Below are 17,908 nucleotides of genomic sequence, written 5' to 3'. Positions count from 1 at the left end.
CGTGCCGGCACAGCGGCAGGCGGGCCACGCGCAATGATCCATTGTGCCGAACGGGCAAGCATGAAAAATTCGCGTGTTACGTAGTCACCGGGCCGGTTGCGGCGGTGCGGGAAGATGCACGCTACGAAGGCCGTGCGTCCGACGCGGCGATTCGGCTCCTGTGCTTCGGCCGGAAAATATTGCGGATTGGTATGCGTCGGGTCACAAATACCGGTTGTCGATCATCGGCCCACATACGATCGCTTCGCGATGCGTTACCGCCCTGACGACATCGGCGGTCTGCTCCTGAGCGTGCCGACGCTCACGCTTAAACGCCCTGGCCCGGCCGACTCGTTCCTGCGGAAGGTGGCCGAGACCGGTGCTGAACTCGCCCACCTGATTCCACGCGATTTCGCAGAGGACCTTTCCTGTGCAGCGCCTTAATCGACGGTCGCGCGATCTCCAATAATGGCCGCTCGATCCGCCGGCCCGCGCGCCGGCGCGACCCATCGGCGCTCGCGCCGGAGACCAACGATAAAAACTCCTATGCATTCCTGTCAAAACAGCCAACGTGCCGGCGTGCCGCGTGCCATCCGTCGCGGCCGCCGACGCGTCGCGCTTCCGGGCGCCGTGATCGCCGCCTGCGTGGCCGGCTTCCTCCCATGTGCCGCGCAGGCGCAAAGCAGCGTGACGCTGTACGGCCTGATCGACACGTCGATCACCTACGCGACCAACCAGCGCACGCACGGCGCCAATTCGCCGGGCAGCGGCAGTGTCGCGCTGACGAGCGGCGCGTTGAACGCGTCGCGTTGGGGGTTGCGCGGCCGCGAGGATCTCGGCGGCGGGATGGCGGCGGTCTTCACGCTCGAAAACGGCTTCTCGGGCACGACCGGCAACCTGTCGCAGAAAGGCGTCGACCTGTTCGGCCGTCAGGCGTGGGTCGGCGTAAGCTCGCGCACGGCGGGCACGCTCACGTTCGGCCGCCAGTACGACCTGATCCTCGACTTCGTGACGCCGCTCGGCGCGTCGGGCCCGGGCTGGGGCGGCAATCTTGCCGTGCACCCGTACGACAACGACGACTCGAACCGCAACCTGCGCATCAACCACGCGGTGAAATACACGAGCCCGACCTACCGCGGCCTGACGTTCGGCGCGCTCTACGGATTCTCGAACACGGCCGGCGCGTTCTCGAACAATGCGGTGTGGAGCGCGGGGCTCGGCTATGCGAACGGGCCGCTGAAGCTCGGCGCCGGCTACCTGAAGATCAGCCGCGACCGCAACGCGCCGAACCCGGACGGCGCGCTGAGCACGGTCGACGGCTCGGCGACGATCACCGGTGGCAACCAGCAGATCTGGGCAATGGCCGGCCGCTACGCGTTCGGCCCGCACTCGGTCGGCGCCGCGTGGTCGCACTCGGCCACCGACGGCGTGAGCGGCGTGCTGCAGGGTGGCGGCATCACGCCGCTGAAGGGCGAGTCGCTCGTGTTCGACAACTTCACGGTCGACGGCCGCTTCTTCGTCACGCCGGCGTTCAGCCTGTCTGCCGCGTACACGTACACGATGGGGCGCTTCGACACGCGCACCGGCCAGACGCGTCCGAAATGGAATCACGTGGTCGCGCAGGCCGATTACGCGTTCTCGAAACGCACGGACGCGTATCTCGAAACCGTCTATCAAAGCGTGAGCGGCGGCAACGGCAATCCGGCGTTCAATGCGACCGTGTGGACGATGACGCCGTCTGCGAACAGCAACCAGGTCGTCGTCGCGCTGGGGTTGCGGCATAAGTTCTGACGCCCCGGGCGCCTGCGGCATGTGACGCCTCCGCGGTGGCCCCGCGCATCGTGGCGTGCGGTGCGCCGCGCTGCGCGAGCACGAACGCATCCTGTGTCGTTTTTCCGCGAAATTGACGAAGAAACTGGGCGCGTTGTGACATTTTTCCTAATCTGATTGCAGCGGCGCCGTGATGTCGGCGTTCCGGTCACGACAACCTTTCATATGGCACCTCGCCGGCTTACGAAAGCGCATCGCATTGCGCACGCGAAGCCGGCACTTTCGTGTCGTCCTGGCCGGATTCGCGACGTGCCGACTCGCACCCGCGACGCTTCCTTTGCAGTCAACCGCAGGAGACGCACAATGAGCAAAACGAACCGATTGGCGGTCCTGGCCGTTTTCGCGCTACTGGCAGGTTGCCACCACGCGGCGAAAACACCCGAAAATGCGGGCACGGCGCCGGAGCCGTCGAGCGAAGCCGTTGCCACGGTCGCGGCCGACGATCTCGACAATCCGAACAGCCCGCTCGCGAAACGCAGCATCTATTTCGATTTCGACCAGTACTCGGTGAAGCCGGAATTCCAGGCGCTGCTGCAGGCCCACGCCGACTACCTGCGCAACCATCCGTTGCGCCACGTGCTGGTCCAGGGCAACACCGACGAACGCGGCACGTCCGAATACAACCTCGCGCTCGGCCAACGCCGGTCGCAGGCGGTGACGAGCGCGCTCGAAACACTGGGCGTGCAGGCGTCGCAACTCGAGGCGGTCAGCCTCGGCAAGGAAAAGCCGGTTGCGCTCGGCCACGACGAGGAATCGTGGGCGCGGAATCGTCGCGCCGACCTCGTCTATCGTTGATCGTCGACCGGATGCCGCCGCGACGGCGGCATGCCGGGCACACTTCAATCCGCATGCGACGCGCGGGGAATCGCCGGGGTGCACCGTACGCCCCGCGTCGCGTTCAACGGCGAGCCGGACCGTACCAAGCCTCCGCGCCGGGCAGCCGATCCGCAAACAGCATGGAATAAACCGCCCACGCGAAACGTTTCGTCATCGCGCGGTCGCCGGTTCATGCGAGCCGCCCTGCCGCGCGGCCCGCGCGGCGTAAGGAGAATGAAATGAAATCGGCGAGATTGGTCGCGGCGCTGCTCGCGGCGATGATGCTGGTGCTGTCGGCCGGATGTATGTCGTCGGACCGCGGCGCATCGCAAGGACCGGGCATGAGCCGGTATGGCGGTGCGGGCGGCAGCGGAGGCGGTAGTGGTGGTGGCGGAGGCGGCGGCTACTGAAGCGCCACCTCTCGCGATCGGGCGAGGCATCGCGTGCCAACGCAACCGGCAACCGGCAGCATTGCGCGCGACGCCCCGCCCTGCCGCTCGACGGCTTAACGCATGGCCTTCACGTCGGCCGGCGTGACGCTCGCGGGCTGGCCGCCCCACGTCGCGCGCAGGTAGTTCGCGAGCTGCGCGAGTTCGTCGTCGCTCAGCGTGTGCGCGAAACCCGGCATCGGCTGCAGGTTTTCGAAGCCGGCAAACTTCTGCTCGTCGATGCCGTCGAGCATCGCGACCAGCAGGTTGCGCGAGTCGGCCTGACGCAGCGTCGAATTGCCGTTCATCGGCACCGCGACGTGCGGCTTGCCTTCGCCGTTCAAGCCGTGACAGCCCGCACACACCGCGACATACACCGAACGGCCGGCCGCGAGCTGCGCGGCGTCGGCCGACACCGGCTTCACCGGCTGCGGCGCCGGCGGCGTATCGCCGAGCAGGTACACGGACAGCGCGCGCAGGTCTTCCTTCGTCATGTATTGCGTGCTCAGGTGCACGACCGGATACATTTCGCCGAACGCCGAGCCTTGCGGCGCGATGCCGACACCGAAGAACGTCTGCAGGTCGGTGCCCGTCCAGCCGCGCGCGGCGAGACCGGCCGGCGTGATGTCCGGCGCGGCCACGCGGCCGAGCGCGGCACCCGCGAACGGCTTCGCGCCGTCGAGCTGGCCCGTGAACGCACGCGGCGTATGGCATTCCGCGCAGTGGCCGAGCGCGCCCGCCAGATAGCGGCCGCGCTGCCAGTCGGCGGACTGGCCGCTCGACGCGTCGGGCAGGCTGTCCTTCAGGAACACCATGTCCCAGAACACCATGCCGAAGCGCAGGTTGTACGGGAACTTGAGTTCATGCGCGCGATTTTCCTGCGCGACCGGCTTCACCGTCTTCAGGTACGCGAACATCGCGTCGGAATCGGCGCGCGTGAGCTGCCGGTAGGACGTGTACGGCATCGACGGATACAGCCGCTTGCCCGGCGCCTTGCCGTCGTGCAGCGCGGCGTAGAAGTCGTCCGCGCTCCAGTTGCCGATCCCGTGATCCTTGTCGGGCGTGATGTTCGAGCCGTAGAACGTGCCGAACGGCGATTCGAGCGGTGCCCCGCCGGCGAACGGCGCGCCGTCCTTCGCGGTGTGGCACGCCGCACAGTCGGCAGCCTTCACGAGATAGCGGCCGCGCGCAACCTGGTCGGCACCGGGTGCGCCGGATGCCGCGCTCGACACCGACGCGTCGTGGCCGCCGCAGGCAGCGAGCAGCAGCGCGCAGGCGGCCGCGAGTGCGGGCAGGCCTGCGGCCCGCGCGGCACGATGGGCGAATGTGCGTTTCATGCGGCTTCCTTCACGAGTCCCGGCGTCGTCAAGATCACGTCCTTCACGGCTTCGTAGTAACGGACGTAACCCGTGCAGCGGCAGATGTGCGCGTTCAGCGCGTCGGTGATCGTGCGCTCGACGTCGGCCTTCGCGATCGGCTCGCGCTTCAGGCGCTCGATCAGCACGGTCGCCGCGTTGACGAAGCCCGGCGTGCAGTAGCCGCACTGGAAGCTGAAGTGCTCGAGAAACTTCTGCTGGATCGGCGACAGCTCGACCACTTCGCCGGCTTCGTTGCGCTTCGCGTGGCCTTCGATCGTGCGGATCGACCGGCCGTGGAAGAAGTGCGCGCCGGTGATGCAGGTGCGCATCTCCTCGCTCGTGCCGTCCGGCTTGTCGACGATCACGACGCACGCGTGGCAGATGCCCTGCCCGCAACCGAGCCGCGAACCGGTGAGGCCCGCGTACTCGTGCAGGAACTCGATCATCATCAGCCCTTCCGGCACCTGCATCGGGCCGACGGACTTGCCGTTGATGTGCACCGACAGCGGCTTCTGCTGAAAGCGCACGAGCGGACGCTCGACGGCGGCCGAAGCCGCAGCGGGTGCAGCGGAAGCAGCGGGCACCGTGGATGCGGAAGCCGCATCCGGCGCGGATGCGGCGGTCGCAGCCGCGCTGGCGCTCGCGGCCGACGCGGCGGTTTGGGCGGTCGTCATGCGAGCACCTCCTGAATCTTTTGCGGGGTCACCGGCAAATCGGTGAAACCATGGCCGATCGCGTGCGCGATGCCGTTCACGATCGCGCCGACGACGGGGATCATCACCACTTCGGCGACGCCCTTCGGCGGATCCGTCTCGGACAGCGGCGGCAGGATGTCGCCCGTCTGCGACCACACGGCGACGTCGGTCGCGCGCGGCAGCTGATAACGGTTGAAGTTCCACGTGCCGTTGCCGGGGCCGTCTTCGTAAAGCGGCAGATACTCGTGCAGCGCATGGCCGATGCCCATCGCGAGGCCGCCCTGCAGCTGGCCCGACACGAGCCGCGGCGAGATCTGGTTGCCGCACTCCATGATCGAGTGGTGCGTGAGCAGCTCGACCTTGCCGGTCGCTTCATGCACGGCCAGCTCGACGAGCGTGCCGACCGCCGTGTAGTACGTGACGGCCGCGTTGTTGCGGCTCGTCGGCGGGATGAACACGCGCTTGCGGTCCAGCACGCGATAGCCGTTCACGGTCGGCGCCAGCGTGCCGCGCAGCGCGGTCGCGCCGGCCGGCGCGGCGGTGCCGGGGATCGGGCCGTCGTCGCCCGTCTTCGGCGCGCCGACGCGCAGCGACAACCCGTCGATCGGCAGACGATCGACCGCGCCGCCCACGTCGAACTCGGCGTCGGTCCATTGCCAGCGATTGAACACGTGCACGACGGCGCCCGTCGGCAGGCCGAGCGCATGCGCCTGCTTCGCGAGCTGCTCGAAGGTCAGCGGCTCGAGGCCGTCGGCGGTCAGCTTGCCGTCGACCCAGCGCGCGTCCTCGATGCGGATCGTGTACGGCGCGGCCTGGCCGCCGCCGAGGCCGCGCGTCCAGATCGACATCGCGGCCGGCCACAGCCCGTAGCGGAACACCGCACGTGCGGCTTCGCGCGTGCTGTGCGTGAAGTAGTACGCGGAGTTCGTCGCGCTCGACGGCGACGCATAGCCGGGCGACCAGCGCGGGTTCGCGCTCAGCCGATCCTGGTCGGCCTGCGACATCAGGTACGGATCGCCGTTCGTCTCGACCGGCAGGTCGGGCCATTCGGTCACCGCGACGCGCACGTCGGTCGCCGGACGGCCGAGCCACTTCGCGACCGCGACGGCCTGCGACGTCGACATCCCGGTGCCGATCTCGGCCGCCGTGTGCTGCAGCGACACCTTGCCGTTCTCGTCGAACTCGACCTTCGCGAACGAGGCCTCGGCACCCGTGCCGAAGTCCTTCTGCACGCACGCGAAGCCGACGCCGTAGCGCTTGCCCGGGTTCGCCGCCTCGAATTCGGCTTTGCGTGCCGCGCGACGCGTCCACAGCGGGTGCTGCTTCGCGCGCTCGAGCACTTCGTCGACGCGAAGCGCGCCGGCCGGAATCGCGCCCTGCGTGTTCTTCATCCCCGAACGCAGCGCGTTGCGCAGCCGGAACTCGATCGGATCGATGTTCAGTTGCGCGGCGATCTCGTCGACCGCCATCTCCGTCGCGGCCATGCTCTGCAGCGTGCCGTAGCCGCGCGCCGAGCCTGCGTCGATCGCGCGCGACGCGATCGCGACCGCCGCAAGATCGCTCTTCGGGAAGTAGTAGATCGATTGCGCGGCCGTCGCGCCGACCATCGCGACCGACGGCGAGAAGTTCGAGCGTCCGCCGCCGTTCGCCTCGAAGTCGCCCTTGAACGACTGCAGCAGGCCCGTGTTGCGGTCGACGGCGATCCGATAACGCATCTTGAACGCGTGGCGCTTCAGCGACGTCTGGAACTGCTCGTAGCGGTCGTTCGCGAACCGCACCGGACGACCGTCCGCGTACAGCGCGCAGACGAGCCCGTAGAACGGCACGTTGCAGTGATCCTTCGAGCCGTAGCCGACGGTGTAGCACGGGTGCACGAACAGCTTCTTCACCGGGAAGCGGCACTTCGCGACCATCGCGGCCGCGTTCTCCGCGACTTCGAGCGGCGACTGGGTCGGCACGACGAGGTGCAGCGACTGCGTCGCGGCGTCGTACCAGCAGTTCGCGTTGTCTGGTTCGAGCGCGGCGGTGTCGACCGACTGCGTGTTGTACTCGCGCTCGAACACGAGCCAGTCGGCCGACGGGCGGTCGAGTTCGGCGGCGATCTGGCCGGCGAGGAACATCCCCTGTTCGTCGAGCTTGCCGTGCTCCTTGCCGTCCGGCCACACCGGCAGATGCTTGCGCATCATGCTCGGGAAGATCGGCGCGTCCTTCAGGCTCGAATAGACATCGTCGTCGTAGGCCGTCTTGCCGCCTACCCGCACGTAGCGGAACGTACCCCACGGATCGCGCTCGAGCGGGCCCGTGACCGCGCCGTAGCGGATCACGTCGTCGCGGAACTTCAGCGCGTTCTTCGCGAAGCGGAAGCGCGCGAAGTCGTGATAGATGAGAATCGCGACCGCATGGCCGAGATACGCGGGCGTCTTGCCGGCGGGCAACAGCATGTCGTCGCCGTAGAACGTCGGGAACGCGACGCCGTCGCGTGCGAGATCGTCCGCCGTGACCACGCGGTCCGGCTTCAGTTCGTCGCCGAGCAGCGACAGGTCGAAGCCTTCGTAGATGCGATCGGCCTGCGCGACGCGCAGGATCAGCGCGTGCGACTGCTGCTGCGGCCAGTGCGGCATGTCGGCTGCGCGCACGTCGCGGGCGAACACTTTCGAGCCCGTGACCTTCGCGATGCCGTCGATGCGGAATTGGGGGATGCCGGTGACGCTATCCCATTTGACCGGGGTGAGGAGTTTTTCTTCGAAGAGCGCCGCGAACGCGCGGCTGCCGATGGGCGCGACGTAGACCGCGACGCCCGCCAGCACGCTGGCTTTCAGAAAACCCCGCCGTGACAGGCCGTGGTTTTTCATTGGGGGGAACCTCCTGATGCGGCTCGGACGGCGATCGGGTGTCGCGCGTTCGGAGCGGCGCGCATTCTGGCATTGTTTTAGATATATCGCCTATAGTATTTCTCGCATGAAATACTTATTGAATTTCTTATAACGGGATTCGGACGGGCTGCGGCGCGCGGTCGCGAATGGTGGTTTGCGGCTGCCTGGCGACGCGCCGCGCACGGCCCGCTCGGCCGATGTTTCATGGTAATGTCGTGCGCATCCGGCGCACCGGTCATCCCGCCACGTGCCGAGCGCAACCGCCGGCAACGAATTGCATCGTGTCGAGGTCAAAGAAGCCATGGCAGTCAAGGCATGCCTGCTGAACGCCGTTCTCGCCACTCCCCCCTGCGGCACTCACCGCGTGACGGCCGCGCTGCGCCCGTCGATGCTCGTCACGCTGTTCGAGGACGTGCGCCCGATGGCACTGTCCGGCCTCGCCAGCGCGTTCGTCGCGGCGATCGCGCTGATCCGCCTTCAACAACTCTGGTGTTTCGTGTGGCTCGTCGTCGACGTCGGCCTGCTCGCCACGCGGCTCGCGATCGCCCGTGCCTATGCGGTACGGCGCGCCGCCGGCGACGATCGCGCCGAATACTGGGCGCGCCACTATGCGCCGGTGTCGCTCGCCGCGTGCTTCGTGCTCGGTCTCGGCGTGATGGGCTGCGTCGATGCACCCGACGTCGAGCTCGGTACGCTCGCGGTGATGGTCGCGGGCGGCGTGTTCGGCGGGATCGCCTCGCGCAATGCGGCGCTGCCGCGGCTTGCGATGACGCAGGTCACGCTCGGCGTCGTGCCGATCGGCGTCGGCGCGCTGCTGGTCGAGCGGCCCGGCGCATGGCTGCTGCTGCCGCCGCTCCTGATCTATCTCGCCGCGATGCGCACGGTCGTCCAGCGCCATTACCGCGTGCTGGTGGCGCTGATCGCCGCGCGCCAGCGCAACGCGGAACTCGTCGCGCGCTTCGACGCCGCCCTCACCTACATGCCGCACGGCCTGTGCATGATCGACGGCGAGAGTCGCGTGATCGTCGCGAACCGGCGCACCGCGCAGCTGTTCGGCTCGCCGCGCGAAATCATGCTCGACACGCCGCTGCCGGACGTCGTCGCGGCGCTCGGCAGGAATGCGGTCGCCGATCCGGACAATGCCGGCCTCGCCGCACAGTGCGCGGTCTGGCTGACCCGCGACGAACCCATGCCGTTCGACATCGCGCTCGCCGACGGCCGCCAGCTCGAACTCACGCGCCATCGCGTACCGGACGGCAATGCGGTGATCATCGTCGAGGACGTCACCGCGCGCCGCCGTACCGAGCAACACATCCGGCACCTCGCGCGGCACGATGCGCTGACGGGTTTGCCGAACCGCCACGAGTTGCATGCGCAACTTAAGCGGATGCTCGCGCATCGGCCGCGGTTGCCTAGCCCGACGCTGGCTGTCATGTACCTCGACCTCGACGGCTTCAAGGCAATCAACGACCGCTTCGGCCACCAGGCCGGCGACGAAGTGCTGGCGCAGGTGGCAGTGCGGCTCGGCAAGACACTGTCGCCCGGCGAACTGGCCGCGCGGGTCGGCGGCGACGAGTTCGTCGTCGTGCTCGACGCCACCACGATGCACGCGTGTTCGCTCCTCGCCGCTCGAATCATCCGGCAGGTTTCGGCGCCGTACACGCTGTCGATCGGCGAAACGGTCAGCTTCGGGATCAGTATCGGCATCGCGCTCGACGACGGGCACGGCTCGCCCGACGAACTGATCCGCCAGGCCGACAGCGCGCTGTACGACGCGAAGTCGGCCGGCAAGGGGATCTATCGCTTCTATTCGGCCGGCAGCAATCGCGTGGCGCCCGTGGCCGCGAGTTGATCGCGGCACCTCGAAGCCACGAAGCCGCGGAGTCACAGCGCGTGCGTTGCCGCTACCGGTTGCCGCGAGTTCGTCGATTTCCCCGCATTCGTCGCATTCCCCTACGCTTCCCCCGATTCAATTCCGCAACCCTTTGCGCGCTCCGGCGCAGTGTTCGCTTGGATGCTCGTGTTTCGCCGTGCGCGCCCGTGTCACGTGACGTGTTCCGTAACATCGGCCCGCGCCGCGCGTCACGTTCGCCGCAGAAGCCCGCACGATCGCGGCGGCGCGGGGTATTTCGTGGCTGGCACCCTTATTGCTCTTTGACTGTGAAACAGCAAGTCAGGGAGCCCACACATGAATACCGTCGAAGTCCTCAGCCACGCAGAGAGCATCGATCAACTCGACGTGATCGACGGCGCCTCGCTGATCCGGCGGCTCGTTTCCGAGCGCCGCATGCCCGCCGCCCGTGAAGCCGCGTGCGTGGCCAACCCGCCGCTGACGTTGTACGGCGCGTTTCGCCAGGGTGTCGCCGATCATGCGGCGCGACGCGCGAATCCGTATCGCGCCGGCAGCCGTTTCTGGTCACTGTGGGAAGAAGGCCGTATCGAGGCTGAAACATCGGGTCGCTGACGCGATCGCGCGCGCCGGCCCCGCCGCGACAAGGGGCTGACGCGCGATACGGCATGCCCGCAAGCCGGCGTGCGTTTCAGCGCTGCAACATCGCGCGCGTCTGTTCCGGTAGCAACTGTCGCGCGTGCGCGCACCGGTGCGTTGACGGTGTTCGGCATGGCCGACGGCTGGCACGCCGCGCAGCAGTCGTTTCCCGATAAGATGGCAGATTCCGTTCATTGAACGATGCCACCATGACCGCTTCCTCCTCACACCGAAATCCCATTCACTGCGAAATCGATCTCGATGCGCAAGGCAAGCATGCGGGCTACCTCCGCCTGCCGCATTCCGTTCATCGCTCCGCGTACGGCTGGCTGCCGATCCCGATCGCGTCGATCCGCAACGGCGACGGCCCCGTCGCGCTCGTGATGGCCGGCAACCACGGCGACGAATACGAAGGCCAGATCATCGTGTCGCAACTGATGCGCGAGATCGATCCGGAGATGGTCACAGGGCAACTGATCCTGCTGCCGATGGCGAACTTCCCCGCAGCCGACGCGGGCCTGCGCGTATCGCCGCTCGACGAAGGCAACCTGAACCGCAGCTTCCCCGGCGAGCCGACCGGCACGCCGACGCAGATGATCGCGCACTACATCGAGCATGCGCTGCTGTCGCGTGCGCAGTATCTGGTCGACCTGCATTCGGGCGGCAGTTCGCTGCTGTATCAAGGCGGCAACATGCTCGCGATCGATCCGCTCGACGAAGAAGAAGCCGCGAAGCTGAATGGGCTGCTCGTCGCGTTCGGGCTGCCGAATGCGCTGCTGCATGCGCCGAACCCCGTGCATTCGGCATCGGCCGCGCGCCGGCAAGGCGCGATCTCGATCGTGACCGAACTCGGCGGTGCGGGAATGGCCGATCCGTCGCTGATCCGGCTCGGGCGTCATGGGTTGCTGCATTACCTCGGCTATATCGGTCTGCTGCACGGCGCGCTCGTGCCCGATGCGCCGCCGACTGTTACGCGGTTCTTGCGTGTCGATGGCGATCGGCACTTCGTCTACGCGTACGAACGCGGGCTGTACGAACCGCTCGTCGAACTCGGCGATCAAGTGAAGGCCGGACAGCCGGCCGCTTGGGTGCATTTCCCCGATACGCCGCTGCGTGAGCCGGTGCTGCATCGGTTCAAGGGCGACGGCGAAGTGGTGTGCAAGCGCGTGCCCGCGCAGGTGCGGCGCGGAGACTGCCTGTTCCAGCTGGCGGAGGCATCGACGCCTCCGCGGATCATCAGGTGAGGAACCCGGCTGACGTGTTCACGACTGTCGTACGCCGCCAGAGCCTGCACGCTGACCGTCAGTCGGATGACGCCTGCGACTCATTTCCCTGCGCAACGCCGCATTGATGGCAATGCGGAAAGAAGAAGAAATTCCGGCCACCGCATCCGCATACATTGAAAAGCCTCAGTCCGCAATGTACGCAGAACGTGGAGTCGTTGCCGCCGAGATTCCATTGTTTGTCGCATGACGGGCAGCGCTTTTTTTCGAGCGAGCGAACGGCTTTTTCGTATCCGATCGTGCGGGCGCGTTCTCCCTGATCCTGCTGCAACTCGAGCCGTTTGCGTTCGGCATAGCGCTGAAATGCCTTCATCATGTAAAGACCGGCGAATACCGTCAGCACGATGCCGACCAGCACCCGGACATAGCCGCCGAAATTCGGCAAGTACGGGACCAGTTCAATGAAAAACGCACTCAATGCAAACAGGCCAAAACCGTACACGAACGGCCAGTAGCGCGCCTTGCGGTAGCGGATGAACAGCCAGGTCGCAACCAGCAGGATCGGTAACGTCAGCGCAAGCCGCAGCCCGAATACTTGCATCTCGTAGTGTCGGGTCGCCGCGTCGAAGCGCCGTTCCGCTGCTGCGTCCACTTCGGCGATTTGCGCGTCCACTTGACTCTGCTGCGATGCCAGTGCCCGTTGCTGGTCACCGATCGCATCGATCTGATGCTGCCAGTTGACCACGACTGCCTGGAGCGCATCCAGCTTGCGCGTTCTGGCCAGAATGTCCGGGTCCCTCGCACTGTCGCCTGTCACCGAGCGGGTTGCCAGCCAGTTGCGGAAACTTTCCTTCTCGGCCGCGTATTCCTTCGCGGCGCGGCCGCGCGCCACTTCCATCGTGTCGACCTTCTCGCCAAGCGCATCGCGCTGCGCATGCAGCTGGCGCCGCGCTGAGTCCAGTCGCGCTTTTAACGGAGCATCGGCGAATTGCTCGATGGCCGGCGGACCACCCCTCGGGGCGAACGCCATGTCGCGGATCACGAGACTGCCGAGCATGTTCAGAAAGACGGCGAAGACGATCGCGATCGCCCATGAGGCGAGTCGCAGGAGCCGCGCTGGGCTGGTCAGGCCGTCGCCGGAAGTCATCATTGTTTTTTTCCTTTGCTGGAAGGGTTTCCATTTTCGTCAATCTTGATGCAACCGTCGATTGTCTCGTTCTCTCGGGAGCGCGAGCCTCCCTATTGCTATCAGCCCAATTGCACCAAGAATTCCAGAGACCCAGCCTAATATAGATAGCCCATGGACAATTCGTTCGAATCCAGCGGGATCGACCGAGCGGACGGATTGAATTATTCGACCTTTAACTAAAGCGCTGGCGACACCGGTTTCGATGGACCTGCGCACGATAAATGCCATGAGAACAGCATTGAAAATCATAAAGATCGAAATTATGGACAATGCCCATGGGACGTTTTTTTGTGTCACAGGCACCCCTTTATTTAATCGATCTCTTTGGAAAATTCCCCTCTCCTAATGAAAAGTACGTGGCAGCACCAGCAGCAGGAGTATCCCGCTGACCATGACTAAAGACCAGTGATACGGGCGCAGACGCCGGAATGACATGGCAACGGCTTCGTCCGTTCTGCAAATCCGATTTGCAATATAACTTGCCGCGAGGCCGAAGGTCCAAAAAACGGGGAGGAGTGCGAATTCTTTGAACAACAGGAATGCCAATGTTCCCGCCATTCCGAAAGCTTGGCTCCCACAAATCCCGACAATCAATACGACCCTATTTGTTTTCATTACCTGCTCCATCGGGTTTCAATCGTCGAGGAATGGGCGCGTGCTGCGTTCGCATGGTAACTGGGTATGACGCGTGCCGACCCAAAGCCGCCCTTCTACCAGGAGAAGTTCCACCGGCCGGTTCCAAAGGAACAACGGTCATTTGCTCCCGTCAACTAGCCGGCTACTGCTTGGCCGTTGCCAGCACTATGCCAGTGGGCGGACCCACAGGGGCGACTCGGCCTGGGCTCACGGACGTCCGTTGCTCAAGCGCCGCTGCTCGTAGCAACAACCGCGTACCGTTCGCCTGTGCGGCAGAACACGTCCGCCTTCAATTTTCCCTATGCGTTGAGTTGGGAAAGATCATATGCTGACTAGACGGGTCGATCTCTTCCCTCCGCCCGACTTGCGGACAAGGCTGATAAAAAATGATGCTCGGTCTACGAACGCCCTTAATCGGGTTGCTTGCCGCCGCTGGCCTCGCCTGGACGTCAGCCCTCGCACAAAGCCAGGATGGCGCCCGCATATCCATGCAGATTTGTTCCGGCTGCCACGGTGTAGGCGGGCGTAGCGAATCGCCGATGTTTCCGAAGCTTAATGCGCAGACACCCGAATACATCGAAGCGCAGTTGAAGGGATTCCGCGAGCACAAGCGCGGCGAAAATACCGCCCGCGATTACATGTGGGGTATGGCCGCGCTGCTGGATGCCGGCGCCGTCAAATCGCTGGCCGACTATTTCTCGCACCAGCCGGCAACGCGCGGCGCGACTGGAGATGCCACCTTGATGGCCAGAGGGCAGGAAATCTTCGAACGTGGCGTGCCGGATAAGGGCGTACCAGCTTGCGCATCATGTCACGGCGCAGAGGCCCAGGGGGCCGGCACATTCCCGCGGCTGGCCGGGCAACATAAAGAGTATCTATTGCATCAGATTGAGGTTTTCAAAAACGGTACGCGTGCCAATGCGCCCGTGATGAGCGCAGTGGCTCATACCTTGAATGACGAACAAGCCAAGGCCGTGGCGGTCTATCTGCAGTCTAAATAGGATTTTCCCGCATGGCGGGTTGGCGGGCTCTGATCCACACGGAGAACACTGCCGTCGCCAACAACTGCACTCGCGCACCCATCGAGACGCATATCTGGATCGGCCAGAACAAGTGCTTTCCACTCGTCGATATCAATTTTTGGTCCGCGTTCGTCGAACCAGTTTTCCCTGAGAGTGACGCGGACGTCGTATCCCATGGTCTTCCTTCCAAGCTGCGGAGAGTCATTTCGACCACAATTGTCAACGATTCAGGTCATCACGTCGAACGTCCGTTTGTGACCGCCAAGCCCCACCGTCAGATAGAATGACGCGCTTTGCCCGTACGCCTATGTGGTTCAAGAACCTTCAGCTTCATCGTCTTCCCGCACCTTGGGCCGTCACCCCCGACCAGATGGAAAAATGGCTGGCGCCTCACGCGTTCCAGCCGGGCAGCAGCGTCGAAATGCAGCGCGCCGGATGGGCTTCGCCGCGCGACGACGGCGCGCTCGTGTATTCGATCAACCGGCAGATGCTGCTGCTGTTTCGTACTGAAAAGAAGCTGCTCCCGGCGTCGGTCGTCAATCAGGTCACCAAAGCGCGTGCGCTTGAAGTCGAGGAGCAGCAGGGCTTCAAGCCTGGCCGGAAACAGCTGCGCGAACTCAAGGAGCAGGTGACCGACGAGCTGCTGCCGCGCGCGTTCAGCATCCGCCGCGATACCCGCGTGTGGATCGATACGGTGAACGGCTGGCTCGTCATCGATGCGGCGGCGCAGGCGCTTGCCGACGACGTTCGCAGCCTGCTCGTCAAATCGATCGACCAATTGCCGCTCGCGGGCGTTCATGTGGCGCGTTCGCCGGTCGCCGCGATGACGGACTGGCTGTTGTCCGGCGAGGCGCCGGGCGGATTCACCGTGGATCAGGACGCCGAGTTGCGCTCGAGCGGCGAAGGCGGCGCCACGGTGCGATACGTCGGCCACGCGCTGGAAGCGAACGACATGCGCCGGCACATCGAAGCCGGCAAACAATGCATGCGCCTCGCGATGACCTGGGATGACCGTATCTCGTTCGTGCTGACTCCGTCGCTGACGATCAAGCGTGTCACGCCGCTCGACGTGATCAAGGAAGCGGCGGATCCTACCGCGCAGAATGACGATGAACGCTTCGATTCGGATGTCACGCTGATGACGGGTGAATTGGCGCGGATGCTGACCGGTCTTGTCGATATCCTCGGTGGCGAACAGCACGACTCGATTCAGCAGGCGGCAGCAGCCTGAACGCCATCGTCGTCGAGGATCATTGCCCCGCGACGGCGGGGCTTCGCGCCGACGCGACGATTCGAAGCGGTCCGTCGCCACCGTGGCGACGGGTCGCGACCGCGGCGCTCCCGGGCCCCGAACCGGCGTGGCCGGCAGAGCATGGCAACGACAACACCCGCGCCGCTCATCTACGTAGCACACACACCAAACGGCCGCGATTCCCTCCGCGGCCGCCCCACCCCACTCCCCCTGCAAGCCTTCTTCCACCCTCCTCGAAATCCTTATCGAAATTGCTTCGTTCGCCTTTCCCGGCCGCGCCGCTAACGTGTTCGAAACGGCGGCGGCACGCCGGATGCCTCGCACGAAGCACAGCGGCCGCCGTCATCACGACAACCGCGTCGCGATAACGGAACAGACCGGACGGGCCGCGTGGCCGCAACCCGCCATGAACGTCCGCATCGCGCGCCCTTCGCGATGCCCATGGCCACGAACGACCGCCTCATCGACACGACGCCGCTCGACGTCCGCGCCCAGCCGCTGATCGATGCGCTGATCGACGAATACGCGACGCGCTACAACGCATACCGTCCCGACAGCCGCGCGTCCGCGCGCGACGAGCTCGCGCGCTACCCGGCCGAGCTGTTCGCGCCGCCCGACGGCGCATTCGTGCTGCTGCTGCGCGACGGCGAAACGATCGGCGGCGGCGCGTTCAAGCGCTACGACGCGCAGACCGCCGAGCTCAAGCGCATCTGGACCCGCGCGGACCTGCGCCGCCAGGGCCTTGCGCGCGTGATCGTCGACGCCCTCGAGCTGCGTGCCGCGCAGCAGGGCTATCGGCGCGTGTACCTGACCACCGGCTTTCGCCAGCCCGAAGCATGGGCGCTGTACGACCGCACCGGCTATACGCGGCTGTTCGATTCGTCGATCGACCCTGAAGCGTATTTCCACCTGCGCTTCGGCAAGGATCTCGCCGATCCGTCGCGCACGTCGACGCTCGCCGACTTGTGGGCACCGCTGCCTGAAGCGGCGCTGCCGCGCTGAACAGAACGCGCCAGCCACCTCCACGCCCGACGACAACGCAACAACGCAACCACACGACAACAACAGGACACATCCATGCAACGAACCGCACCCTTCACGCCGCGCGCGATCCGCACGCTGGCCGCCGCGCTGATCGGCGTGACCGCGATCGCAGCGGCCGCCGCGACGTTCGACCTGAGCCCCGAGCAACGCGGCCGGCCGCGCGGCACCGCCGATGCGGCGGTCGAGCGCGCGGTGCCCGAATCGTTCAAATTCACCGAAGCCGGCACGCTGACGATCGGCGTCGCGCCGAGCCTGCCGCCGATCAGCACTTATGCGACCGACGCGCGCACGGTGATCGGCTTCGACGCGGACGTCGGCCAGCTCGTGTCCGACAGCCTCGGCCGCAAGCTGAAGATCGTCCCGCTCGCCTGGGCCGACTGGCCGCTCGCGCTCGAATCGGGGAAAGTCGACGCGGTGATCTCGAACGTCACCGTCACCGAGGAACGCAAGCAGAAGTTCGATTTCTCGACTTACCGCAAGGATCAGGTCGGGTTCTACGTGCGCAACGACAGCAAGATCCAGTCGATCCGCGAGCCGAAGGATGTCGCGGGGCTGCGCATCGTGACCGACGCCGGCACCAACCAGGAAAAGATCCTGCTCGCGTGGGACCGCGAGAACATCGCGCACGGGCTGAAACCCGTGCAGATCCAGTACTACGACGACCAGGCGATGCGGATCGTCGCGGTGCAGTCAGGCCGTGCGGACGCGGTGTTCAGTGTGAACTCGGTGCTCGCGTACCAGAGCGCGCAGCAAGGCAAGACGCGGCTCGTCGGCGCGATCAGCGGCGGCTGGCCGCGCACGGCCGACATCGCGATCGCGACGCGCCGCGGCAGCGGGCTCGCCGATCCGCTGACCGTCGCGCTGAACGCACAGATCAAGAACGGCCGCTACCAGCAGGTGCTCGACCGCTGGAACCTCGCGTCCGAAGCGATCGACCAGTCGCGCACGAACCCGCCGGGCTTGCCGAAGAGCTGAGCGCCGACCCTTCCACGCGTTGCGCAGACGAACGCCGACCACCATGCCTTATTCGCTTTCATTGCCGGACAAGAGCCCGATCGCCGATGGCACGACGGCC

15 protein-coding genes are annotated in these 17,908 nt (G+C 65.7%); 10 read left to right on the top strand and 5 right to left on the bottom strand.

Features of this window, described 5'->3' with window-relative positions; all coding sequences use genetic code 11:
- Nucleotides 1-525 precede the first annotated feature (525 nt).
- From C7H84_RS03605 to C7H84_RS36185, 3 genes are all read left to right on the top strand, one after another.
- Nucleotides 526-1,770 carry a porin gene (locus tag C7H84_RS03605; RefSeq protein WP_121857453.1) on the top strand — a complete coding sequence of 415 codons (1,245 nt, stop codon included), beginning with the start codon at nucleotides 526-528 and terminating at the stop codon, nucleotides 1,768-1,770.
- A gap of 342 nt (nucleotides 1,771-2,112) precedes the next feature.
- The gene (gene pal, locus C7H84_RS03600; protein ID WP_121857452.1) at nucleotides 2,113-2,604 is read left to right on the top strand and encodes a peptidoglycan-associated lipoprotein Pal; all 492 of its coding nucleotides are present in this window, start codon (nucleotides 2,113-2,115) and stop codon (nucleotides 2,602-2,604) included.
- 260 nt (nucleotides 2,605-2,864) lie between these two features.
- Entirely contained in the window at nucleotides 2,865-3,035 is a 171-nt protein-coding gene (locus C7H84_RS36185) for a hypothetical protein (RefSeq protein WP_162999194.1), read from the top strand.
- Between the two features lie 95 nt (nucleotides 3,036-3,130).
- Here C7H84_RS36185 and C7H84_RS03595 read toward each other — a convergent pair whose 3' ends face one another.
- Genes C7H84_RS03595 through C7H84_RS03585 form a run of 3 tightly spaced genes read right to left on the bottom strand, consistent with a single transcriptional unit; the run spans nucleotide 3,131 to nucleotide 7,958 of the window.
- Nucleotides 3,131-4,390, bottom strand: coding sequence for a cytochrome c (locus tag C7H84_RS03595; protein WP_121857451.1), 1,260 nt, complete (start codon nucleotides 4,388-4,390; stop codon nucleotides 3,131-3,133).
- On the bottom strand, nucleotides 4,387-5,085 hold the full coding sequence (locus tag C7H84_RS03590; RefSeq protein ID WP_121857450.1) for a (2Fe-2S)-binding protein: 699 nt from the start codon (nucleotides 5,083-5,085) through the stop codon (nucleotides 4,387-4,389). The genes C7H84_RS03595 and C7H84_RS03590 overlap by 4 nt, the downstream gene beginning before the upstream one ends.
- A complete protein-coding gene (locus C7H84_RS03585; RefSeq protein ID WP_121857449.1) occupies nucleotides 5,082-7,958 on the bottom strand; it encodes a molybdopterin cofactor-binding domain-containing protein in 2,877 nt (958 codons plus the stop codon). Before C7H84_RS03585 ends, C7H84_RS03590 begins: the two co-directional genes overlap by 4 nt.
- Nucleotides 7,959-8,280: 322 nt before the next feature.
- Here C7H84_RS03585 and C7H84_RS03580 point away from each other — a divergent pair, with 322 nt between their 5' ends.
- The 3 genes from C7H84_RS03580 to C7H84_RS03570 all read left to right on the top strand — a co-directional run bounded on the left by C7H84_RS03580 (nucleotide 8,281) and on the right by C7H84_RS03570 (nucleotide 11,711).
- Entirely contained in the window at nucleotides 8,281-9,831 is a 1,551-nt protein-coding gene (locus C7H84_RS03580) for a sensor domain-containing diguanylate cyclase (protein ID WP_121857448.1), read from the top strand.
- 336 nt (nucleotides 9,832-10,167) lie between these two features.
- A complete protein-coding gene (locus C7H84_RS03575; RefSeq protein ID WP_121857447.1) occupies nucleotides 10,168-10,443 on the top strand; it encodes a hypothetical protein in 276 nt (91 codons plus the stop codon).
- 233 nt (nucleotides 10,444-10,676) lie between these two features.
- Nucleotides 10,677-11,711: a succinylglutamate desuccinylase/aspartoacylase family protein gene (locus C7H84_RS03570; protein WP_121857446.1), complete on the top strand. Its 1,035-nt coding sequence runs from the start codon at nucleotides 10,677-10,679 to the stop codon at nucleotides 11,709-11,711.
- Between the two features lie 58 nt (nucleotides 11,712-11,769).
- Here the strand turns inward: C7H84_RS03570 and C7H84_RS03565 are convergent, their stop codons facing one another.
- Together C7H84_RS03565 and C7H84_RS03560 are read right to left on the bottom strand one after the other, a co-directional pair.
- Complete coding sequence (locus tag C7H84_RS03565) at nucleotides 11,770-12,840, bottom strand: zinc ribbon domain-containing protein (RefSeq protein WP_121857445.1); 1,071 nt, start codon at nucleotides 12,838-12,840, stop codon at nucleotides 11,770-11,772.
- 381 nt (nucleotides 12,841-13,221) lie between these two features.
- On the bottom strand, nucleotides 13,222-13,506 hold the full coding sequence (locus C7H84_RS03560; protein ID WP_121857444.1) for a hypothetical protein: 285 nt from the start codon (nucleotides 13,504-13,506) through the stop codon (nucleotides 13,222-13,224).
- Nucleotides 13,507-13,901: 395 nt separating this feature from the next.
- On the opposite strand from C7H84_RS03560, the gene C7H84_RS03555 reads away from it, so the two are divergent.
- From C7H84_RS03555 to C7H84_RS03535, 4 genes are all read left to right on the top strand, one after another.
- On the top strand, nucleotides 13,902-14,516 hold the full coding sequence (locus C7H84_RS03555; protein WP_121857443.1) for a c-type cytochrome: 615 nt from the start codon (nucleotides 13,902-13,904) through the stop codon (nucleotides 14,514-14,516).
- A gap of 328 nt (nucleotides 14,517-14,844) precedes the next feature.
- A complete protein-coding gene (locus tag C7H84_RS03545) occupies nucleotides 14,845-15,768 on the top strand; it encodes a recombination-associated protein RdgC (RefSeq protein WP_121857441.1) in 924 nt (307 codons plus the stop codon).
- Nucleotides 15,769-16,230: 462 nt separating this feature from the next.
- Nucleotides 16,231-16,791 (top strand): GNAT family N-acetyltransferase, encoded by a 561-nt coding sequence (locus C7H84_RS03540; RefSeq protein ID WP_121857440.1) that lies wholly within the window; start codon nucleotides 16,231-16,233, stop codon nucleotides 16,789-16,791.
- Between the two features lie 75 nt (nucleotides 16,792-16,866).
- Nucleotides 16,867-17,808 (top strand): ABC transporter substrate-binding protein, encoded by a 942-nt coding sequence (locus C7H84_RS03535; protein WP_121857439.1) that lies wholly within the window; start codon nucleotides 16,867-16,869, stop codon nucleotides 17,806-17,808.
- The last annotated feature ends 100 nt before the right edge of the window (nucleotides 17,809-17,908 follow it).

Origin of the sequence: Burkholderia sp. Nafp2/4-1b (assembly GCF_003635165.1) — a bacterium.
Lineage (GTDB): Bacteria > Pseudomonadota > Gammaproteobacteria > Burkholderiales > Burkholderiaceae > Burkholderia.
This window is presented reverse-complemented; position numbering and strand designations above follow the sequence as displayed.